This window comes from Vibrio sp. 10N.261.51.F12 (assembly GCF_041471725.1).
Lineage (GTDB): Bacteria > Pseudomonadota > Gammaproteobacteria > Enterobacterales > Vibrionaceae > Vibrio.
This window is the reverse complement of record NZ_JBFROV010000005.1, coordinates 120,291-138,599: the sequence shown is the minus strand read 5'-3', so window position 1 is coordinate 138,599 and position 18,309 is coordinate 120,291. Positions and strand designations below refer to the sequence as shown.

Genomic DNA, 18,309 nt, shown 5'->3' with positions numbered 1-18,309 from the left:
TTAATAACTGAGACAGTTTTAAGAGTGAATGCCTAAATGTTAAATTTGGATACCACACTACGCATTATGTATATTATGTTAAATTAACTATTCGTATAACGATGTAAAACCCTTGTTACTGCTCCCTTTTCAGTTTTGTCGCTGTTGCGAGTCGATTATTTAACAATAACGCTATTTACCATAAAATAGCTAATAATCACTTTCTTAATAATATTAAGAAAGTGATTATTACATAAGAACCATATACGGTTCTTGGTAACTCACGATCGATTCTACTCGATGTTGCTTTGTTAGCCACCAGACAGTTTTACTGTGTATCCTTTCTTTTCTAGCGCCGCTTTGATTTTATCTCGGGCGTCGCCTTGAATCTCAATGGTTCCATCTTTTACTGAACCACCGCAACCGCATACCTTTTTAAGCTCAGCCGCCAACAGCTTCATAGGAGCATCGTCTAAGTCTAATCCGGTAATAACGGAAACACCTTTACCTTTGCGCCCCTTGGTTTGTTTTTGAATCCTAACAATTCCGTCACCTTTTTCGCGTTGAGGTTCCGGTTTGTCTTCTTTGATGCGGCCAGTTTCTGTTGAATATACGAGTGTCATGTTATTTCTTTATTTGCTCTGCTTTTTTCTTTGCGATTAGGTAAGCTTCTATGTGTTTTTGAATTGCCAGCTTACCCCCTTTGATGAGTTTACCATTAAACATACAGTACCATGCGTTAATTTCGCCGGTGTCATTTTTGATGGTGTACCCTTGGAAAACTTCTTGTGAGCCAGGCTTATCTGCTCGTTGTGATGACGCGGCGAGTTGTGACGGGTCGATAATTGAAGCCGTATCACACCACCAATCGACACTCTTTTTTATTGCTGAAAGACTACCTTTCAACTCTCGATTTTTAATTGATACTTTCCAAACTTGGTTTTCTGTACCGACTGACTTAAGGGTGAATCCCCGATAACTTGCTAAAGCCATAAAGATGCATCTCTTTTTTATAATTGCTACACTTGATATTACCTTCGTATGGTATCAGTTATTTTTTACCAATCAATTGAGTTATAGTGCATTAAGATGAAAAAAGACATCCCCTTGATCACAGAAAAGCATCAAGTTAATAAATTTAAATCATTTTTGGTCGACTCTATAACAGCGGCACAATTTGATGAGTTAACCACTGGTTATTACTCAAAAAGTTCGCTACTTGCTCTTTCAAAAGATTGGCGTTTGTTCAACGAATTCTGTCGCTTAAACGGAGTTAGTAGCATCCCCGCTTCCGTCACAGCAGTACGTCGATTCCTAGACAAAGAAAGAGCCTCACGAAAATACTCAACCTTAAAACGCTACACGGTCACTATTGGTGTCGTGCATACTGTACTTCAACTGAAAGACCCTACGAAAAACCGTGAAGTCGGTTTGTTATTGGGAGCGATTCGAACGGCTGGTGCCGATAAAGTAAAAACGACTAACGCATTTACAGAGATTCATCTAGCTCAACTAGATAAACTATTAGCGAACTCGACTGAACCGAAAGACTTACGGGATTTAGCTATTTATTACGTTATGTTTGAATGTGCAATGAAACGAAGGGACTTGCGCAATCTCAACCTTGACCATATTGAACTCTTAAATCAGTCCATCAATATCTTAATCGAAAGTACACGTTACGTATTAAGCAGTGAAGCCAGTGCTGCACTTGGTGAATGGATGAAACATAATCCCTACACCACGCTTTTTACTTCGATAGACCGACACGGAAACATCAATAATGGCCTGCTGGATGATTCATCCATTTATCGGATACTTAGGCGCGCAAGTGAACTGCTTCACCTTCCCGATAATCTGCGTTTTTCATCACAATCTGGACGTGTCGGTGCGGTAAAAAAACTGTGGAGCGAAGGATACAAAGTTAGAGAAATACAAGAATTTGGTCGATGGGCCAGTCCTGCGATGCCATTGCAATACACCGGCAAGACTGAGCTATCTGACGTCGAAAAAAGTAAGTTTAAACCGTCTAAGGATTACGACTAACGTTATGAGCGCTCGATGCAATCGATGATGAAGTCTGCGAAATTTACACCTGAATGCTCAACCATTTTAGGAAACATCGATATTGGTGTCATCCCTGGAAAAGTATTCACTTCATTTAGATAGATTTCGTTATCTTCGGTGAGGAAAAAGTCGATTCTTGATAGATGACGCAGTTTCATCTGTTTAAATACCTTCTCCGAATACTGTTTAATTAGTACTTGTTGCTCGGCCGTTAGATTACTTGCTTCTACACAGGTGGTCGAGTGACTCTTAGCACTATATTTTTCGTCGTACGAGTAAAACGCACCATCAGGTGCAGTCACCTCGCCTGGCAAGGTAATGTGTAATTCACCTTGATACTCATAGGCTGCCACCTCAAGCTCACGCGGTTTGACGGCTTTTTCAATCACGACTTGATCAGAATAACCAAACGCAGCGTCTAAGCTGGATGACAACTCGCTTTTTTCTGTGACATTGTAACACCCAACTGAGGACCCCTGCTTCGCAGCTTTCACGAAGACTTTTCCCCACTGTTCAAAGGCATCATGAGCTTCGCGATGTGCCGCACTATCATTAGTGGTTAAAAATAAGTAAGGTGTGTTGGGAATAGAAAGTGTGTCATACCAAAGCTTAGAGGTGATTTTATTGAAACTATTGCAGCTAGCTTCAGGATTGCAACCAAAATAAGGAATCCCCGCAATCTCTAAAAGAGATTGAATATCACCAGTTTCTCCAGGAAAGCCATGAATACACGGAACAACATAATCAATCGTGAGATCGTGTTGGTCACTCACAAGTGCCTTCTTATTCACATCTAAAGAAACAAGATGTCCATCACTGCATTTCCATCCGTCTGAAGTAATTTCAACACGTATAACGTCAAAACGAGGATTGGTCTTTAGCTGCATTTCAAGGAAATCAGCGGATAAGAGTGACACTTCATGCTCGGTTGAGCCGCCACCGCATAATAGAAGAATATTCATTTTTGACATCGTACATCTGTCCTTGGTTCGTTTGTCATGAATGATAAACCATAGCGACTTAATAATCTGTTCTAAAAGTGTTAAATAACCCGAATAGGTTGCTGTATGGGTATTTTACATACAAAAATGCATCCATATAGCATCACGTTAGCGAGCGTATCTGAATGCATTTTCTTTTAATTGAAATGGTTAGTTTAACTTACTCAATGTTGGGTAATCTGATTTCTTAATCTTATCGATACTTTTGACAAACGGTTTTAGTGCTTGGAACTCTTTTGGTAGTGTCGCAATAGCCGACTGTGCTTTACTTCGAGTTGCATAGTCACCGTAGAGAACAGAGTACCATTTGGTGCCATTTACAATCTTATAATTCTCCCAAACAGGCTGGCCGTTTTTAGGTAGCTTGTTGGAAAACAGCGCCACCTTTTCTTTTGTTCCAACCGCAGCGACTTGAATCGTGAAGCCATATCGGAAATCTTGATCGGCTTGCTTTTTGGAAGGCGGTACAATTTTAACTACATTTTTGTCAGCAGCGGTCGCTTTCGACGGTTGCGCTTGTGTTTTAGTTACAACAGCTTGCGGCTCAGATTGCTGTTGTGGGGAGCTTTTAACTATTTCAGTTTTAGTCGTTTCTTTCGTTGCATTTGATGTTGAAGCAACCGCAACTGGCGCAACTGCTGTGGCCTCTACCGATGGCGTATAATCTTCTTTATAGCTCTCGGATGTCACTTCACTTACATACTCACCTGATGAGCAGGCGGCTAATAATACGGTGATACTGACGATGATAGTTTTTTTCATAGCTTTACTGCCCAAATATCGATTTTTCTAAATCATGCCGACTGAAATTATTTGATTCAACGATTCCGCATGTCAGCTGTCCATTGCTGTGACATGTTACACATTATTCGAGACACAGCAATATGTTATCTCGAAATTTGAACAATCAAATTCCGGCGACGCTCGTGCTACGCTACTATGTAGCAATAAAAGGCAAGCACACGACTTAGGTAACACATCGACGACTAGATGATGCTGTTTTTAGGCGAATGCTTTCATTGTTCCCGTTACTGACATGCAAGGATGAACTATGTCACTCGATGTACTCTTTAAACCAAAATCAATTGCAGTAATCGGAGCATCTATTAAGCCGCAGCGTGCTGGCGGTGTAGTCATTAAAAATCTATTACTTGGTAGTTTTGAGGGTACGATTTTACCTGTTCACCCAAAGTATAAATCGGTCAACGGTATTCTTTGCTATCGAAGCGTCAGCGAGTTGCCATTTGCACCGGATATTGCGATTCTCTGCACCCAAGGCTCTCGCAATATAGAGCTATTCAACGAACTATCTATTATCGGGGTTAAAGCGGTTATTATTATGGCTTCCGATATGACCCTCGTTGATCACACCAATCCAGATGCGCTCACGATCGAACAACAATGCATTAATATTGCAAAGAATTCAGGCATGCGAGTACTGGGATCAAATAGTCTCGGCCTGTTATTACCTTGGCAAAACTTCAATGCGTCGTTCTCACCGGTCAACTGTAAACGCGGCAAGCTTGCGTTTATTTCTCAGTCGTCGTCAGTTTGCACCACGATTTTGGATTGGGCTAATGATAAGAACATTGGCTTTTCTGCGTTTATTTCGCTTGGCAATGGCGCTGATATTGATTTCGACGACTTACTTGATTATTTGGCTCGCGATAGTAAAACAGAGTCTATCCTGCTGTATGTGGATTCAATTCGAGATGCAAGGCGCTTTATGTCTGCGGCACGTGCTACCTCACGTAATCGACGCATATTAGTATTAAAAGCCGGACGTTCTAAAACCGTCACAAAAGCCGATCACCCCCCCACTAAATTATCATTTGATATTGTTTATGATTCAGCGATTCAACGTGCCGGCATGTTACGAGTTAACAATACACACGAGTTGTTTGCGGCAGTAGAAACGCTAACACACTCCGTTCCGTTAAGGGGAGAACGATTAGCCATTATTACCAACGGCATGGGACCGGCGCTCATGGCACTTGATACCTTGTCCGACCGAGGTGGTAAACTCGCCGAACTGTCTAGTCAAACTATCGACAGTCTGACTGAAATCCTTCCTGCGACCTGGTCTCGATCCAACCCGATAGACCTTGTTGGCGACGCGACTGCACAGAGATATAAAGAAGCCATCAATCGAGTGCTTGATAGTAGCGATATTGACGCTATTTTGATTATGCATAGCCCTTCTGCCGTTTCCAACTCCAAAGAAACGGCACAAATTGTCATCGACACCATCAAACAACATACGAAAGCAAAGCGTTTTAACATCTTGACCAATTGGTCTGGCGAAGCAACCGCAAAACAAGCGAGGCTGTTATTTACTGATAATGGTATTCCCACCTATCGAACGCCAGAAAGTGCTGTTACTGCATTTATGCACCTTGTTGATTATAGGCGCAACCAATGGCAACTGATGGAAACCCCCACTACAACCGACTCGTACACATCATTGCAACTCACTCAAGCGCATGACTGGTTGTCCAAACATGCGACAATCGAACAAACCGAACAAACCGAACAAGCTGAACAAGCTGAACAAGCTGAACAAGCTGAACACAATATTACTTGGCTGGAATCGCATTTGTGTGAACAGCTTTTCACGTTATTTGAATTACCAGTTCTCAAAACATGGCTTGCACATGACCCAAGTGAAGCCATTCATTTAGCCGAACAGATTGGCTATCCAGTCGCATTAAAACTCCGCTCACCTGATATTCAACATAAATCTGATATTCACGGGGTAATGCTCAATCTCCGTGACGTAAATGAGGTATCCAACGCCGCTCAGTCTATATTGGACAGAACAAAGCTGTCATACCCAGAAGCGCGGATTGAAGGGCTCACCGTCCAGAAAATGGCACGAGTGACCGGCGGGCAAGAAATAAGAATTAAAGCGATTACCGACCCAACATTCGGCCCGGTCATATTTATTGGACAAGGTGGTTCCGATTGGAACCTAAGTAAAGAGGCCGTAACCGCACTTCCACCATTGAACACGGCATTAGCGCGCTACTTAATCATCGGCGCTATCAATAATGGTACTTTGCGTTTCCATAAGTCGCCCAACCCTGTCAATTTGGCGAAGTTAGCTGAATTTATCGTTAAAGTATCGCAAATAATTGTGGCCTGTCCTGAGATCTATGAACTCGATATTCACCCGTTGCTACTTAACGGTGATGACCTGACCATTCTTGATGCTTCCATTGCAATTAAACCATTTGACGGTGACCCTCAAGCGCGCTTAGCTATTCGTCCTTATCCAACGGAGATGGAAACATCGATCACCCTCAAGGACCAATCTCAAATATTAATTCGCCCTATCAAACCTGAAGACGAACCACTTCACGCCGACTTCATCAACAACGTTACCAAAGAAGACCTCTATAAGCGTTTTTTTTCTGATGTCGGCGAGTTCAACCATGAAGCTCTAGCGAATTTAACTCAAATTGATTATGACCGAGAAATGGCGTTTGTCGCGGTTGATATCGCACACGCTCCAGCAAGGATTATTGGTGTATCAAGGGTGCTAGTGAACCCAGATAACTCAGATGCTGAGTTCGCAATATTAATTCGCTCTGACCTGAAAGGTGTAGGGTTAGGACGTGTTTTAATGCAGAAAATTATTGATTACTGCCAAGCAAAAGGCACAGTAAAGATTTCGGGAATGACAATGCCAACCAATCGAGGGATGTTAACGCTGGCACAAAAATTAGGGTTTGAACTCGACGTCCAATTTGAAGATGGTGTGGCGGATATGGTGTTGAGATTGCAGTGATATAGCCAAGAATCGCGGCATAAAAGCAGGCGCAATCTTGTGGTCATATCAAGTTCCCCATAATTTTGTGACAACGTGACAAATTTATGGGGTTCTAACTAATTACGAAGAATTAACGTAATACCCAGTTCTTCGTTAAATGTTTGATACACCATGACTTAGCTTCTCCAATTTTATTGCGTTTCCACGCTAACACAATATCAATCTCGGCATGGTCCGTATCTTCAATCGGGAGAAGCTTGCCAGCTTTGATTAATGGTTCAGCCACTTGCTTAGGTAAGGTGCCGATGCCTAAACCACACACCAAAGCCTCCACTTTAGCTTCTAAATTTGAAACCGTCAGTCTTGGCTGCTTTTCCAAAATGTTGACACTTAATGCTGGCTGCTCTCTTGCCGTGTCGGCGATGGCGATCACCCGATACTTTTCTCGCGCGCTGCTGTCAAACGTGCCACTTCGTTTATGGACATAATGGTCCGCTGCCGCTACCCATACCATACTCATGGTGCCAAGCACTTGTGTTTTTACACCCTGCGGTGTCACCTCAGGCTGTGGACAAACAAGTAAGTCACTGCGCTCATCATTCAAGGACTCCCAGCAACCCGCAAGCACTTCTTCTTCAAGCTTGATTCTGGTTTTACTAACCGAGCCAAGCTTATCGACCAATTCAAAAAAGTTGGCCACAGGGATGATGCTGTCGTAGGCGATAGTCAAATCGAGTTCCCACCCGTTAGCAATCAGACGCGCTTCATGAACCATGGATTCCGTCACCTGTAGTATGGCCCGTCCTCTATCTAAAATCAGTTTGCCAGCCTCAGTGAGCACAGCCTTATGCCCAGAGCGGTCAAAAATCATAATATCCAAATCTTGTTCAAGCTTTTGGATTTGATAGCTCAGGGAGGACGTTGCCCTATCCAATTCGACAGCTGCTGCGGAAAATGACCCTCTACGATCAATCGCATCAAGAATATGTAGTGCTTCTAATGTGATGGAATTTTGCACCTAGCGTCCTTATTACTCGTACAGGTAAGTAACTAATACTAAACGCATTACAACAAAAAAGCGACTTCACAATGGAAGTCGCTTGAGGACTAATAATCTGACTAGAACGTGTATTGTGCGTTTAGTCGAACGGAACGACCTGGTTGATAAACCTGGGACCACGCCGTTTGGTAGTTTTCGTCAAAGGCATTGATAAGAGAAAGGTCCACTTTTAACCCTTCTAAATTACTGGTTGGTTCCCATGAAGCATAGAAATCAAACAATTGATACGAATCATATGGACCTTCTGTGTAACCATCTGGAACGCGGTTTTGGCCATTGACGAAGGTCGCCCGTGTACCAATTTTCGTATCGATGTTCCAGAACCCATATTGTAGGTGTGCTACCCACTTATCTGCCGGGATGTTCGTGATCCATTCATCGGTATCGGTGTCTTTGCCACGTGTTTGTCCGTAAGACAGTCCTAACAACATTTGCTGCCAACGATAGTCCGCCGCTACTTCGTAGCCGGTTAACTCAGCGTTGTCGATATTGCTAGAGCTACTAGTGCCAGCACAGCCGACCATAGAACCGCCAACCCCACAACTACTATCAGGTGTCATATCAACATCTAGGTTAATAAAATCTTTTACTTTATTTTGAAATGCTGCGGCGGTAATAGAAAGCGCATCATCACCAATGACATTCTCAAAATCAAATTGCCCTTTTAGCTCTACGTTGTGCGACTTCTCAGGGTTCAGTTCTGGGTTTGGCACAAATATGTTACTTGGGCCGCCTGGATAATAAGCAAAGTGAGTACCACTCATGTAGAGCTCTGACGTATCTGGCGCTCGGAACGCCTCGTCGTAACGAATCGACCATGCCATCCATTGTTGAGCTTGCCACAAAAGACCTACAGATGGTGACCATGACGATTGGTTGTTATCATCGTAGCCCTTCGCTTTTGACGTAAATGAATCGTAACGTACGCCTACATCAGCCGTCAGGGTTTCAAATAGCGCGTAGTTAATATAGCCAAACGCACCGATGGCAGAGGTTTGTGCATCTTCAGGCAATTCAGGTCGACCAGATACTGATGTTGCTCGGCTCGCATCTAATTCATCTAAGTAACCATCTACACCAGTAAATAGCTTCAATTTTCCAGATTCAGACTGGTTAGTAATGTTAAAGCCCGTCGTATTAAGCTGGGAGATGTCCTCACCTGCTACCGATGGATCAACTTCAGTAATTTTAGTGTCATTACGGTAAATTGACGCTTCTAAATTCACCCACGGATTCGCTGGGTTAAAGTTATAGTTAACGCCGTAAGATTGATCGGTAGTTTGACGACTGATCAGCAAGTCAGGGTCATTGAGTTGTCCACTTGAATCGCCAACAACAGGTGGTCGCCCATCCAAGTCCGCATACCGTAAATTAAACCCTAGTTTATGGGCTTGATTTATCTGCCAATTAAATTTTGCCAACCCCGTTTTGTTCGTCGCTTCAGTACCATATAACGTACTACCGTCACCTTGGCTCATGTAACCACTGTCTTTGTAACTGCCTGCAATGATCCAATCAATATCATCATTTTTATTGGCTAGCGCGGCCGTGTTCGTCCAAACATCACCGTTATCTTGATAACCTACTTTTACTCGGCCGCCCAAACCATTTTCTTCAAGAATGTCGTCTGCGGTTAACGTATTTTGCACGACAACACCACCAATAGCGCCCGAGCCATACAAAGAACTAATTGGACCTTTTACTACCTCGACACTTCCTAAGAGTGACGGGTCGAGAAAGTAAGTCGGTCGATGTCCGTACTGCATATTTTGGCGATTGCCATCAATAACCTGCAGTACTTTATTGCCACTTAAACCGCGAATATTAACCGACTGATTTCCCGGTACATTTGCACCTGCAACAGACACGTTTGGTTCGTATTTAATGGCTTCAGCTACGGAGTTAGGCTGAATTTCGTCCAGCTTTTCCATATCGACTTTCACGACCGACCGAGTTTTATCTTGATTAGTTTTGTCAGCCCTTGACGCAGAAACCACCACTTCATTAAGTTGCGTGACCTCTTCTGCTTGAGCGTTAGACGTGAGTGCTAGTACCACTGAGCTAGCCAAAATCGACAATTTTAGTTTCATAGTTCCTTCTTTATTTTTGTTCCAATAACTTGTGTGTATATATTATTGCAAACATAAATGAGAATTACTATCATTATCTTTATCAACTTAATTTTAAGTTGTTGCCTTAAGTGCAATTTGTTGGCGAATACTGATTTTTATTGACTATCATTATCATCCCTAATGATAACAGGCGTGAGTAGTTCGGTATTTTCTGCGCATCCCTCACTTAACACTTCGTCGGGTCTATTGTTCTCGCTTTCTTTGATTCGATAAACAAAAAGAAGAGTCTGTAGTACTTCCTCGCCACGTGGCCTCTCGAAAGAAAGAAAGAAAGAAAGAAAGAAACGTAAAGATCAAAAAAAAGGACCGAAGTCCTTTTTTTCTATATCAATCATATCAATGGTTATGTACGCCTTACCTACGATGCCAATTTTGGCTTCATAACATCAGGGATTGGCATGCGGCTATCTTTAAAGCTAAACCAAAGATAAGTCACTGCGATTAGATAAAACAGATACGACAATGAAAATATAAGCGGTGATGAGATCAATTCAAAAGATATCCCGATACCGACACCGACCACCGTGACAGTGAGTTTTGCCATTGTACCTAAAAGTAACAAACCCATCGCAAATTGTGGATATTTCGTGCTAGCAAACGCGATCAGGTAACATGCCCCTACTGCAAGCGCTGCAATTGAAAATCCAAGCATGTAAGAATGAATATGGTCGGCTGCTATATACCCTGCGCCAAAAGAAAATCCAAGTAACATACCGATTTTTGCAATGAACATAAATCACCTCATAAAGTCATAAAAATAGGAGCGAAACATCCATTTTCATTTTTGAAATCTCATTTTGTATATATTGTCATACGTATTAACGTCGAATACAAGCTCATTAATTAACCAATCCACCCTCTTAAAACTATGTATTATCGATGCTCACATAACCGTAACATTGCGAAATAACTCTTTCCTTAAGTTACAGTATGTTACGTATTATGCGTCACTTATCGTCATGCTATTTAACAAATTATACACATGAAAATAAAATCATATTCATTTGAAAAATTGTGATCACACTAGAGTCTGTAATGGATTTAACGATTAAGATCCTTTTGCTTACATTTAATTTACATTGAGATTCTATTTTCAATTAATTAATAAAAATAGATACCAATCACACTTTTATTGGTTATAATCCGCGCTCTTTGCGATATCTATTGATAAATGCAAACTAAATTTGAAAATTTGTCTAACCCCCGAACATTGTTCGAATTATCAGAGAGCAAAAATGAGCAAGATTGATAAAGCCATGCGAATCCTTATTGCCGGATTCTGTATCAACCTTTGTCTTGGCATCCTGTATGCTTGGAGTGTCTTCAACAAAGCCCTAGTTAGTGAATGGGGCTGGAGTGCCGCTGACGCTTCATCACCTTATGCGATTGCGACTATTACGTTTTCTCTTTGTCTTCTGGTTGCCGGTATTCTTCAAGACCGTATGGGTCCAAGAAACATTCTTATCCTTGGTGCTTCATTAACGGGCATTGGCATGATCGCCTCTAGCTTCGCCGAATCTGTACTTGTTCTTAATATCACGTTTGGTGTCATTACTGGTGCTGGTATTGGTTTTGGTTACGCTTGTTTATCGCCTTCGGCAATGAAGTGGTTCCACCCTTCAAAGAAAGGTATGGTGAATGGATTAATCGCTGCAGGTTTCGGCCTTGCTGCTGTATACCTGGCACCACTAACCTCAGCGTTGATCACTAATATGGGGATCAGCTCTAGCTTTATGGTGTTAGGTGTAGGCATTTTACTTATTGCGGTGCCATTAGCAGCAACGATTAACAATCCACCAGCTGGCTACGTCCCTGCTGAACCAAAAGTTAAACCAGGTCAAGCGCCTGTCAAGGTTAAGCAAGCGGTCGATATCAGTTGGAAAGCGATGCTAAAAACCCCTCAGTTTTATGCATTATGGGTCATGTATGCTCTTGCATCAGCAACGGGTCTAATGATCATTGGTAACATTACTAATATCGCCAGTGTACAAGCGAACCTACCGAATGCCGTTTATCTTGCTTCAATCTTAGCGATATTCAACTCTGGTGGTCGAATTGGTGCTGGTATCCTGTCTGATAAGATTGGTGGCATTCGCACATTGATGCTTGCGTTTATTCTTCAGGGCATCAACATGATCTTATTCGCTACATTTGATAGCGAATTAACGTTGATTATCGGTACTGCACTGGCTGCATTGGGTTACGGCACGTTGCTTGCTGTGTTCCCTTCTCTGACAGCAGAGTTCTACGGCCTTAAGAACTACGGAACCAATTATGGCGTACTTTATACGTCTTGGGGTATCGGTGGTGCTATCGGTGTTGCGGTTGTTGGGTATTCAATGAGTCACGGTGGTGGTTATAACCTCGCGTATACTATCTCTGCAGCCATGATGGGGGTTTGTATCCTACTTTCTTTCTTCACTAAACCTATTACTGAAGAAAAAGCAGCTGAACTCAAAGCGGCGTAAGCAACACTTCTTCCGTTCAAGAATTTGAATCGTAAAGCCTGACCTAGTGTCAGGCTTTTTTTATTTAATGAACAATAAACTAGATATTTTCTCGATTATAAATAAAAATTAGTTTCATAATATCAAAGAATTGAAGCGTGTTATTTGCGCAGTGAGTAATCATTATGAAAATTAAGCAACTGATGGTTTATTCTTGCATCCTCATTTTTTCAGGGTGTGCGGCATATGCTGGATTAAACTACGACCATCTATTTGGGAAACCAGAAGTAAGAGAGAGAGCCGTTGCGTTAAACACAAAAAACGCAGATTTTTTCCGCAACGAAGTTAAACCTATTATTGATAACCGTTGTGTCGTCTGTCACGCGTGTTATGACGCCCCATGTCAGCTGAAAATGTCCTCTGTTGAGGGGATTGATCGTGGCTCCAGCAAAGAAATGGTTTATCAAGGCACACGACTGACCGCCGCTAAACCGAGCCGCCTATTTGAAGACGCTCAAACCACACAAGAATGGCGCGACCGCGGCTTTTTTCCAGTTCTCAATGAAAGAGAACAAACATTGGGCGGCAACTTAGATGCAGGACTTGTATCACGGATGATCACTCAAAAAGCTCGCCATCCTTTACCCCAAACCGATCAACTCGAAGGTTTTGATTTCTCAATATCTCGTACTCAAGTCTGTCCAACCATTGAAGAATACGATGCTTATGAGCAAGACAACCCGCTATGGGGGATGCCGTTTGGATTGCCTAATATCGACTACAAAGAATACGAAACCCTTATTGCTTGGTTGGGCAACGGTGCGTTAATGAATGCCCCGATTCCTTTATCTAATGCTGAACAAGCGATGGTCAATAAGTATGAAACACTGCTTAATGAGTCTTCCCTCAAAAACCAATTAACGGCGAGATACATTTACGAGCATCTATTCCTATCTCATCTTTATTTTTCTGAAATTGAGGGCGACCCACGTTTTTTCACGATTGTTCGTTCTAGTACGCCCCCAGGCACTGATGTTAAACGTATTGTGACCCGCCGACCTTATGATAACCCCAAAAGGGAACGAGTCTATTACCGACTCATACCAGAGCAAGGTACCATCGTTGATAAAACGCATATGCCGTTTAAGCTAAATGACAAAAAGTTAGACCAATGGTATGAATGGTTTATTGAGCCAGACTACGTGGTTGATGAAATGCCGAGTTATGACATTCACGTCGCAGCGAATCCAATGACGGCATTTAAAAGTTTACCTGTTGATGCACGATTTAACTTCATGCTCGATAACGCACAAAATACCATTATGGCTTACATCAAGGGGCCAGTGTGTCGCGGACAATTAGCGCTCAATGTTATCAATGACCGATTTTGGGTATTCTTCTTAGATCCAAAAGGAACGTCTATCCCTCAGGTGGTTCAATTCTATGACGAACAAACACCCAACCTAAAACTGCCTAGTGAGAAGGACAGCAATACCGTCCCTATCACCAACTGGGTTAAGTACTCTAAACAACAAGCCCGTTACTTAGAAGGCAAAGCCGACTTCATGAATCGTTGGTTTACTGGCGGTAAAAACCTCACTACGGACCTGTTATGGAAGGGAAATGGTGAAAACCCCAACGTTGCACTGACCGTTTTTCGCCATTTTGATAGTGCATCGGTGGTGCAAGGTATGGTTGGGTTACCACCAAAAACAGCGTGGATACTCGACTATGCGCTATTAGAGCGAATTCATTACCTGTTGGTTGCCGGCTTTGATGTCTATGGTAACTTCGGTCACCAATTGATCACGCGGATGTTTATGGATTTCTTACGAATGGAAGGTGAGAGTAATTTCTTAGCATTGCTACCTAACACGATGAGACATGAAGAATTTAGCAGCTGGTACAAGGATCAAAGCCCGCAGTTTAGCGAATTTGTACAACGTAACGTACAACCATTTAGTCAGCCAACTCAAGTGCTTTATAAAACAACCGATTACAAGGCTGAATTGTTTGATCTCATTAAAAAAGAAATGGCACCCAACCTGAACGATCGCTATAACATTGTTCAAACTGGCCTATCGGAAAATAACGAAGCATTATTGCGAACCATCGACGACATCAAAGGAGTGGGCTTGGAAACGGTGCCTGAAATCATGATGTTGATGATAAAAACTAATGAGGGTACCGACCAACTCTTTACCATCATTCATAACAATGCTCACACTAATATATCGAGTCTATTTGATGAAAAAGACACTCGAGACTACGCCAACGACAGTTTAACCATCGTACGCGGTGTGGTTGGAAGCTACCCTGCCGCCTATTTCTCAATTACAGAGAATGACGTTGAAAAGTTTGTTAGTCAGTTTAGTAAAATCTCAGACGAAGACGACTACATAAAACTACTCGATAATTATGCGGTTAGGCGTACCTCCCCCGATTTTTGGAGCTTCAGTGATCGAGTCCATGAGTTTTATCAACGTACTCAACCTATCGAGTTTGGGCTTTTGGACTATAATCGGTTTGAGAATAGGTAGAACTGTTTGGTACTAGATGGGTGCTCTTTTAACGCTTAGGAGGTGTATGATGAGCATTAGAGATAGCATTGATGCCATTGAACAGCAGATTTATATTGCTTGTTCTGAGGGTGATTACGACGCTGTGAATCAATTAGAACACCAACTCGAACATCTGCAGGGCCTCCAAAATCGAGGGCTCGAAGAAACGCCAAGTACGCGTTTGCAAGACGAAACAAAATGATGTTATCAAAAGGGCTCATATGAGCCCTTTTTACTGTTCAAATAACCCGATAACGTCACGCGATGAAGGTCCTGGTAACATGCCACGTCATAATCTAGCCAGTATTGCATTCAAAATGCTCATGGACTCAACTCTGACCCTCATGATTTGCTCCACTAACCGAATGTAATCACCAATGGGGTCGTCAGATTTTTCAATCGCTAAGCAATGATCAAACAACGACGTCAACCCGAGTGCACCCGCTGACCCTTTTAGCTTATGTGCCAGGTCTTTAACAGCTTTAGCATCCCCCAACTGAGCCGCGTTTTCCAACGCTGATAAGGTATCTTCGCTGGATGATATAAACGCATCGACTATTTTGGTCATTCTCGCTACACCTAAAACACCGACATCTTGTTCCAAAATACGTTCATCGACAAGCGTATGCGGGTGGGCAATGGTTGTCGATGCATCGGTTATCGTTGTATGCGAGTCGGTCAAGGTTGTCTCTCCGTTCATCGAGCTCAATCTAGATGAGTTTGCATTTAAATCGCGCCCTTGCACATGAGTTTGAATAATCGTCTGTAGCGCTTCTCGGTCGATAGGCTTAGGAAGGTAACCTTCAAACCCTGCGTCCAAATAGCTATCCACCTCTTCGCTAAAGACATGAGCAGACACGGCGATCATTGGCGTTGAGCTGTTAATCGTGAGGCTTTGCTCAAACTGTTTTAAATCTTGCATCAAACTGACGCCATCAGTATCGGGCAAGTTGATGTCTAGCAACGCAATATCGAAGTCATTATCTGTAAATAACTTAATCGCATCAGCGCCATTTTCTGCACAACGCACATGATGCCCCATGTTAACCAAGAAGCCTTCAGCGACCATCAAGTTCACTGGGTTGTCCTCCACTAAAAGTACTCTAGCGCTCACAGCGACGGTACTATCAATTGGTTCGTATACATCTTGTTTTTCAAACTCACAGGTCTCTAGAGGAACGACAAACCAAAATCGACTTCCCTCGGCAAGATAAGAGTCAACATACATGCTCCCGCCCATAGCGAGGACCAGCTTTTGACTAATCGCAAGGCCGAGCCCTGTCCCCCCGGATACGTTGCGACTATTACTGGCTTGTGTGAAAGCATCGAATAATGAAAGTTGATCATCCGGGCTAATGCCTACCCCCGTATCAGAGACTTCGAACACCAAGCAAGTCGCATCATCCGGATCTTTAGTGACATGGATACTGACCTCACCCTCATGAGTAAATTTGATGGCATTACCAACGAGGTTATTGATGACTTGGCTTAAGCGCGTTACATCACCGCAATAAATGGATTGAACATCCGTATCAATACTAAAGCTAAAGTCCAATTGTTTCTCAAGCGCTTTACCGTGCATAAGCTGATAGCAATCACTGATCATACGAGTGAGATCAAATGGGTTATTTCGAATATCAAGGTGCCCCGCTTCAATCTTGGAGTAATCCAATACATCATTAAGTATTGCTAACAGGTTCTGGCCACTTCTGTTAATCACACCTAGATAGTGCTGTTGTTTCGAATCTAACGCCGTTTCTTCCATTAACGCCGCCGTGCCTAAGACACCATTCATTGGTGTACGAATCTCATGGCTCATCGTAGCAAGAAATGCAGTTTTCGCCCTGCTCGCTTGCTCAGCGTCGTTACGTGCCTGAGCATGGTTCTTTACTTCTCGATTTAAGCTCGTGTTAGTCGTTTGTAGTTCTAGCGTTCGATCGGCAATCGTTTGTTCCAGATGGGCCTTGTGCTCTTGTAACGCTTTTTTGGCGTTACTCTCCGCTTCAGCGGTGGTTTTTAGCGACTGTGCCGTATCTCTCGCCGTAACGATGGCTTGTCCCATATGAGCAAGTTCATCGTTACCTTTTACCGTGATATCCACATCTAACTGACCTTTTGCAATAGCCAACAGCGCTGAAGAATACTCAGCTAAACGTTTCACAACAGAGAGGTATACCACGCGCCATACAATCACAACAACAATCACAAAGCTTAAGATGGAAAGCAGTGTCAGTGTCCATTGAGCATAATTTAAGGTTGAAGAAAGCTGAGCAACCGCCGACGAGGTCGCGGCATTAGATTGGTCAACGAGCAAGGCGACGGTTTTATTCAATGACGTCAACTGATCTAATGTCTCTTGGTTCAGATCAACTGAACGTTGTTGCTGAAAGTTGGTTTGTTTAAGTAACGAAAATACGTCACTCCCATCGTCAAGCTGTTGAAGCAATTGTATCATTTGCTGTGATCTTGCGGGGTCTTCTACACCACGAACCCGTCGCTTCATGATCATGATATTCTGCTGATAGCTTACTCGCAGCTCTTCAATTCTATCCAACACAGAAACGGTTCGTGATTCTTCAATCTGGTTTAAGGTCTTAAACGCCAATAAATGCAGCTCATGTAAACGCTCTGAAAGATCTAAATCAATCTCCACGAGACTATCCAAAGCATCCAAAGCTTGCGCCTTTTTATTCGTTTCGAGCAGTGCGTAGATATGGGTAACGTTAGCGACAGCAATCGTACTCGTATTTAAAACTTGAGTTCGAGTTAGTTGTTCTAATTCTTGAGCGAGAATACGCAGCTGATCAACTTTCTGTTCGATCGCTTGATTGAGCTCAATCCTTTGTTCGACAGACAGACCAAGTTCAATGAGTGTATCTAAAATAGCTTGTACATCATGCTCTAACTGCCCTAATAAGGTCGCATCAAATGAATCTGAACCGAGTGTTTTGATGTGAGTAAGAAGAGATTCAAGTTGTGTAAACAGCTTCTTACCGGCTTGTTGATGCTGAGCTTTGGTATTGGCCGTAGATAGGGTTTGCACTGATGAAATAATTTTCGTACTGAGCTCCGACACTTCACGAGCTTCCAGCATAGACGGCATGGCCGTATCAACGACATTTCTTTCCGTTTTTGCCACTAACGAAAAACCTGACACACCAATTACGGTTGAAAACAGCACCAATAATGCCATGACAAAGAATGAGTAAAATAATTTACGCCCGATACTAGCTTTAGCAAGTAGCATTTATAACCCCGTGAAAATCCGCTGTTTTACACTGTGATAATAC

At 42.7% G+C, this 18,309-nt stretch carries 13 protein-coding genes; 5 read left to right on the top strand and 8 right to left on the bottom strand.

The window, feature by feature from the left end; all coding sequences use genetic code 11:
- Positions 1-290: 290 nt before the first annotated feature.
- Both yciH and AB4405_RS03220 read right to left on the bottom strand, forming a co-directional pair.
- Positions 291-602 carry a stress response translation initiation inhibitor YciH gene (yciH, locus tag AB4405_RS03225; protein ID WP_102468578.1) on the bottom strand — a complete coding sequence of 104 codons (312 nt, stop codon included), beginning with the start codon at positions 600-602 and terminating at the stop codon, positions 291-293.
- Position 603: 1 nt separating this feature from the next.
- Positions 604-972, bottom strand: coding sequence for a DUF3319 domain-containing protein (locus AB4405_RS03220; protein WP_372059607.1), 369 nt, complete (start codon positions 970-972; stop codon positions 604-606).
- 96 nt (positions 973-1,068) lie between these two features.
- Here AB4405_RS03220 and AB4405_RS03215 point away from each other — a divergent pair, with 96 nt between their 5' ends.
- Positions 1,069-2,025, top strand: coding sequence for a tyrosine-type recombinase/integrase (locus tag AB4405_RS03215; RefSeq protein ID WP_372059606.1), 957 nt, complete (start codon positions 1,069-1,071; stop codon positions 2,023-2,025).
- Positions 2,026-2,027: 2 nt separating this feature from the next.
- On the opposite strand, the gene AB4405_RS03210 is transcribed toward AB4405_RS03215, so the two are convergent.
- Together AB4405_RS03210 and AB4405_RS03205 are read right to left on the bottom strand one after the other, a co-directional pair.
- Positions 2,028-3,017 carry a D-alanine--D-alanine ligase gene (locus AB4405_RS03210; RefSeq protein ID WP_372059605.1) on the bottom strand — a complete coding sequence of 330 codons (990 nt, stop codon included), beginning with the start codon at positions 3,015-3,017 and terminating at the stop codon, positions 2,028-2,030.
- Positions 3,018-3,197: 180 nt separating this feature from the next.
- Entirely contained in the window at positions 3,198-3,809 is a 612-nt protein-coding gene (locus AB4405_RS03205) for an SPOR domain-containing protein (RefSeq protein ID WP_372059604.1), read from the bottom strand.
- 289 nt (positions 3,810-4,098) lie between these two features.
- On the opposite strand from AB4405_RS03205, the gene AB4405_RS03200 reads away from it, so the two are divergent.
- Complete coding sequence (locus tag AB4405_RS03200) at positions 4,099-6,837, top strand: GNAT family N-acetyltransferase (protein WP_372059603.1); 2,739 nt, start codon at positions 4,099-4,101, stop codon at positions 6,835-6,837.
- Between the two features lie 112 nt (positions 6,838-6,949).
- On the opposite strand, the gene AB4405_RS03195 is transcribed toward AB4405_RS03200, so the two are convergent.
- The 3 genes from AB4405_RS03195 to AB4405_RS03185 all read right to left on the bottom strand — a co-directional run bounded on the left by AB4405_RS03195 (position 6,950) and on the right by AB4405_RS03185 (position 10,744).
- Positions 6,950-7,837, bottom strand: coding sequence for a LysR family transcriptional regulator (locus AB4405_RS03195; protein ID WP_102468584.1), 888 nt, complete (start codon positions 7,835-7,837; stop codon positions 6,950-6,952).
- 101 nt (positions 7,838-7,938) lie between these two features.
- Positions 7,939-9,969 (bottom strand): TonB-dependent hemoglobin/transferrin/lactoferrin family receptor, encoded by a 2,031-nt coding sequence (locus AB4405_RS03190; RefSeq protein ID WP_372059602.1) that lies wholly within the window; start codon positions 9,967-9,969, stop codon positions 7,939-7,941.
- Positions 9,970-10,369: 400 nt separating this feature from the next.
- On the bottom strand, positions 10,370-10,744 hold the full coding sequence (locus AB4405_RS03185; RefSeq protein ID WP_102468586.1) for an NADH:ubiquinone oxidoreductase: 375 nt from the start codon (positions 10,742-10,744) through the stop codon (positions 10,370-10,372).
- 502 nt (positions 10,745-11,246) lie between these two features.
- Here AB4405_RS03185 and AB4405_RS03180 point away from each other — a divergent pair.
- The 3 genes from AB4405_RS03180 (at position 11,247) to AB4405_RS03170 (ending at position 15,221) form a co-directional block, all read left to right on the top strand.
- Positions 11,247-12,479, top strand: coding sequence for an OFA family MFS transporter (locus AB4405_RS03180; protein WP_372059601.1), 1,233 nt, complete (start codon positions 11,247-11,249; stop codon positions 12,477-12,479).
- Positions 12,480-12,643: 164 nt separating this feature from the next.
- Entirely contained in the window at positions 12,644-14,998 is a 2,355-nt protein-coding gene (locus AB4405_RS03175) for a fatty acid cis/trans isomerase (protein WP_372059600.1), read from the top strand.
- 46 nt (positions 14,999-15,044) lie between these two features.
- On the top strand, positions 15,045-15,221 hold the full coding sequence (locus tag AB4405_RS03170; protein ID WP_157933700.1) for a hypothetical protein: 177 nt from the start codon (positions 15,045-15,047) through the stop codon (positions 15,219-15,221).
- A gap of 87 nt (positions 15,222-15,308) precedes the next feature.
- Here AB4405_RS03170 and torS read toward each other — a convergent pair whose 3' ends face one another.
- Positions 15,309-18,266: a TMAO reductase system sensor histidine kinase/response regulator TorS gene (gene torS / locus AB4405_RS03165; protein ID WP_372059599.1), complete on the bottom strand. Its 2,958-nt coding sequence runs from the start codon at positions 18,264-18,266 to the stop codon at positions 15,309-15,311.
- Positions 18,267-18,309 lie beyond the last annotated feature (43 nt).

Excerpts from the sequence above, each read along its gene's own strand:
- yciH (WP_102468578.1), bottom strand. The coding sequence starts at position 602 with ATGACACTCGTATATTCAACAGAAACTGGCCGCATCAAAGAAGACAAA.
- AB4405_RS03220 (WP_372059607.1), bottom strand. The coding sequence starts at position 972 with ATGGCTTTAGCAAGTTATCGGGGATTCACCCTTAAGTCAGTCGGTACA.
- AB4405_RS03215 (WP_372059606.1), top strand. The coding sequence starts at position 1,069 with ATGAAAAAAGACATCCCCTTGATCACAGAAAAGCATCAAGTTAATAAA.
- AB4405_RS03210 (WP_372059605.1), bottom strand. The coding sequence starts at position 3,017 with ATGTCAAAAATGAATATTCTTCTATTATGCGGTGGCGGCTCAACCGAG.
- AB4405_RS03205 (WP_372059604.1), bottom strand. The coding sequence starts at position 3,809 with ATGAAAAAAACTATCATCGTCAGTATCACCGTATTATTAGCCGCCTGC.
- AB4405_RS03200 (WP_372059603.1), top strand. The coding sequence starts at position 4,099 with ATGTCACTCGATGTACTCTTTAAACCAAAATCAATTGCAGTAATCGGA.
- AB4405_RS03190 (WP_372059602.1), bottom strand. The coding sequence starts at position 9,969 with ATGAAACTAAAATTGTCGATTTTGGCTAGCTCAGTGGTACTAGCACTC.
- AB4405_RS03185 (WP_102468586.1), bottom strand. The coding sequence starts at position 10,744 with ATGTTCATTGCAAAAATCGGTATGTTACTTGGATTTTCTTTTGGCGCA.
- AB4405_RS03180 (WP_372059601.1), top strand. The coding sequence starts at position 11,247 with ATGAGCAAGATTGATAAAGCCATGCGAATCCTTATTGCCGGATTCTGT.
- AB4405_RS03175 (WP_372059600.1), top strand. The coding sequence starts at position 12,644 with ATGAAAATTAAGCAACTGATGGTTTATTCTTGCATCCTCATTTTTTCA.
- AB4405_RS03170 (WP_157933700.1), top strand. The coding sequence starts at position 15,045 with ATGATGAGCATTAGAGATAGCATTGATGCCATTGAACAGCAGATTTAT.
- torS (WP_372059599.1), bottom strand. The coding sequence starts at position 18,266 with ATGCTACTTGCTAAAGCTAGTATCGGGCGTAAATTATTTTACTCATTC.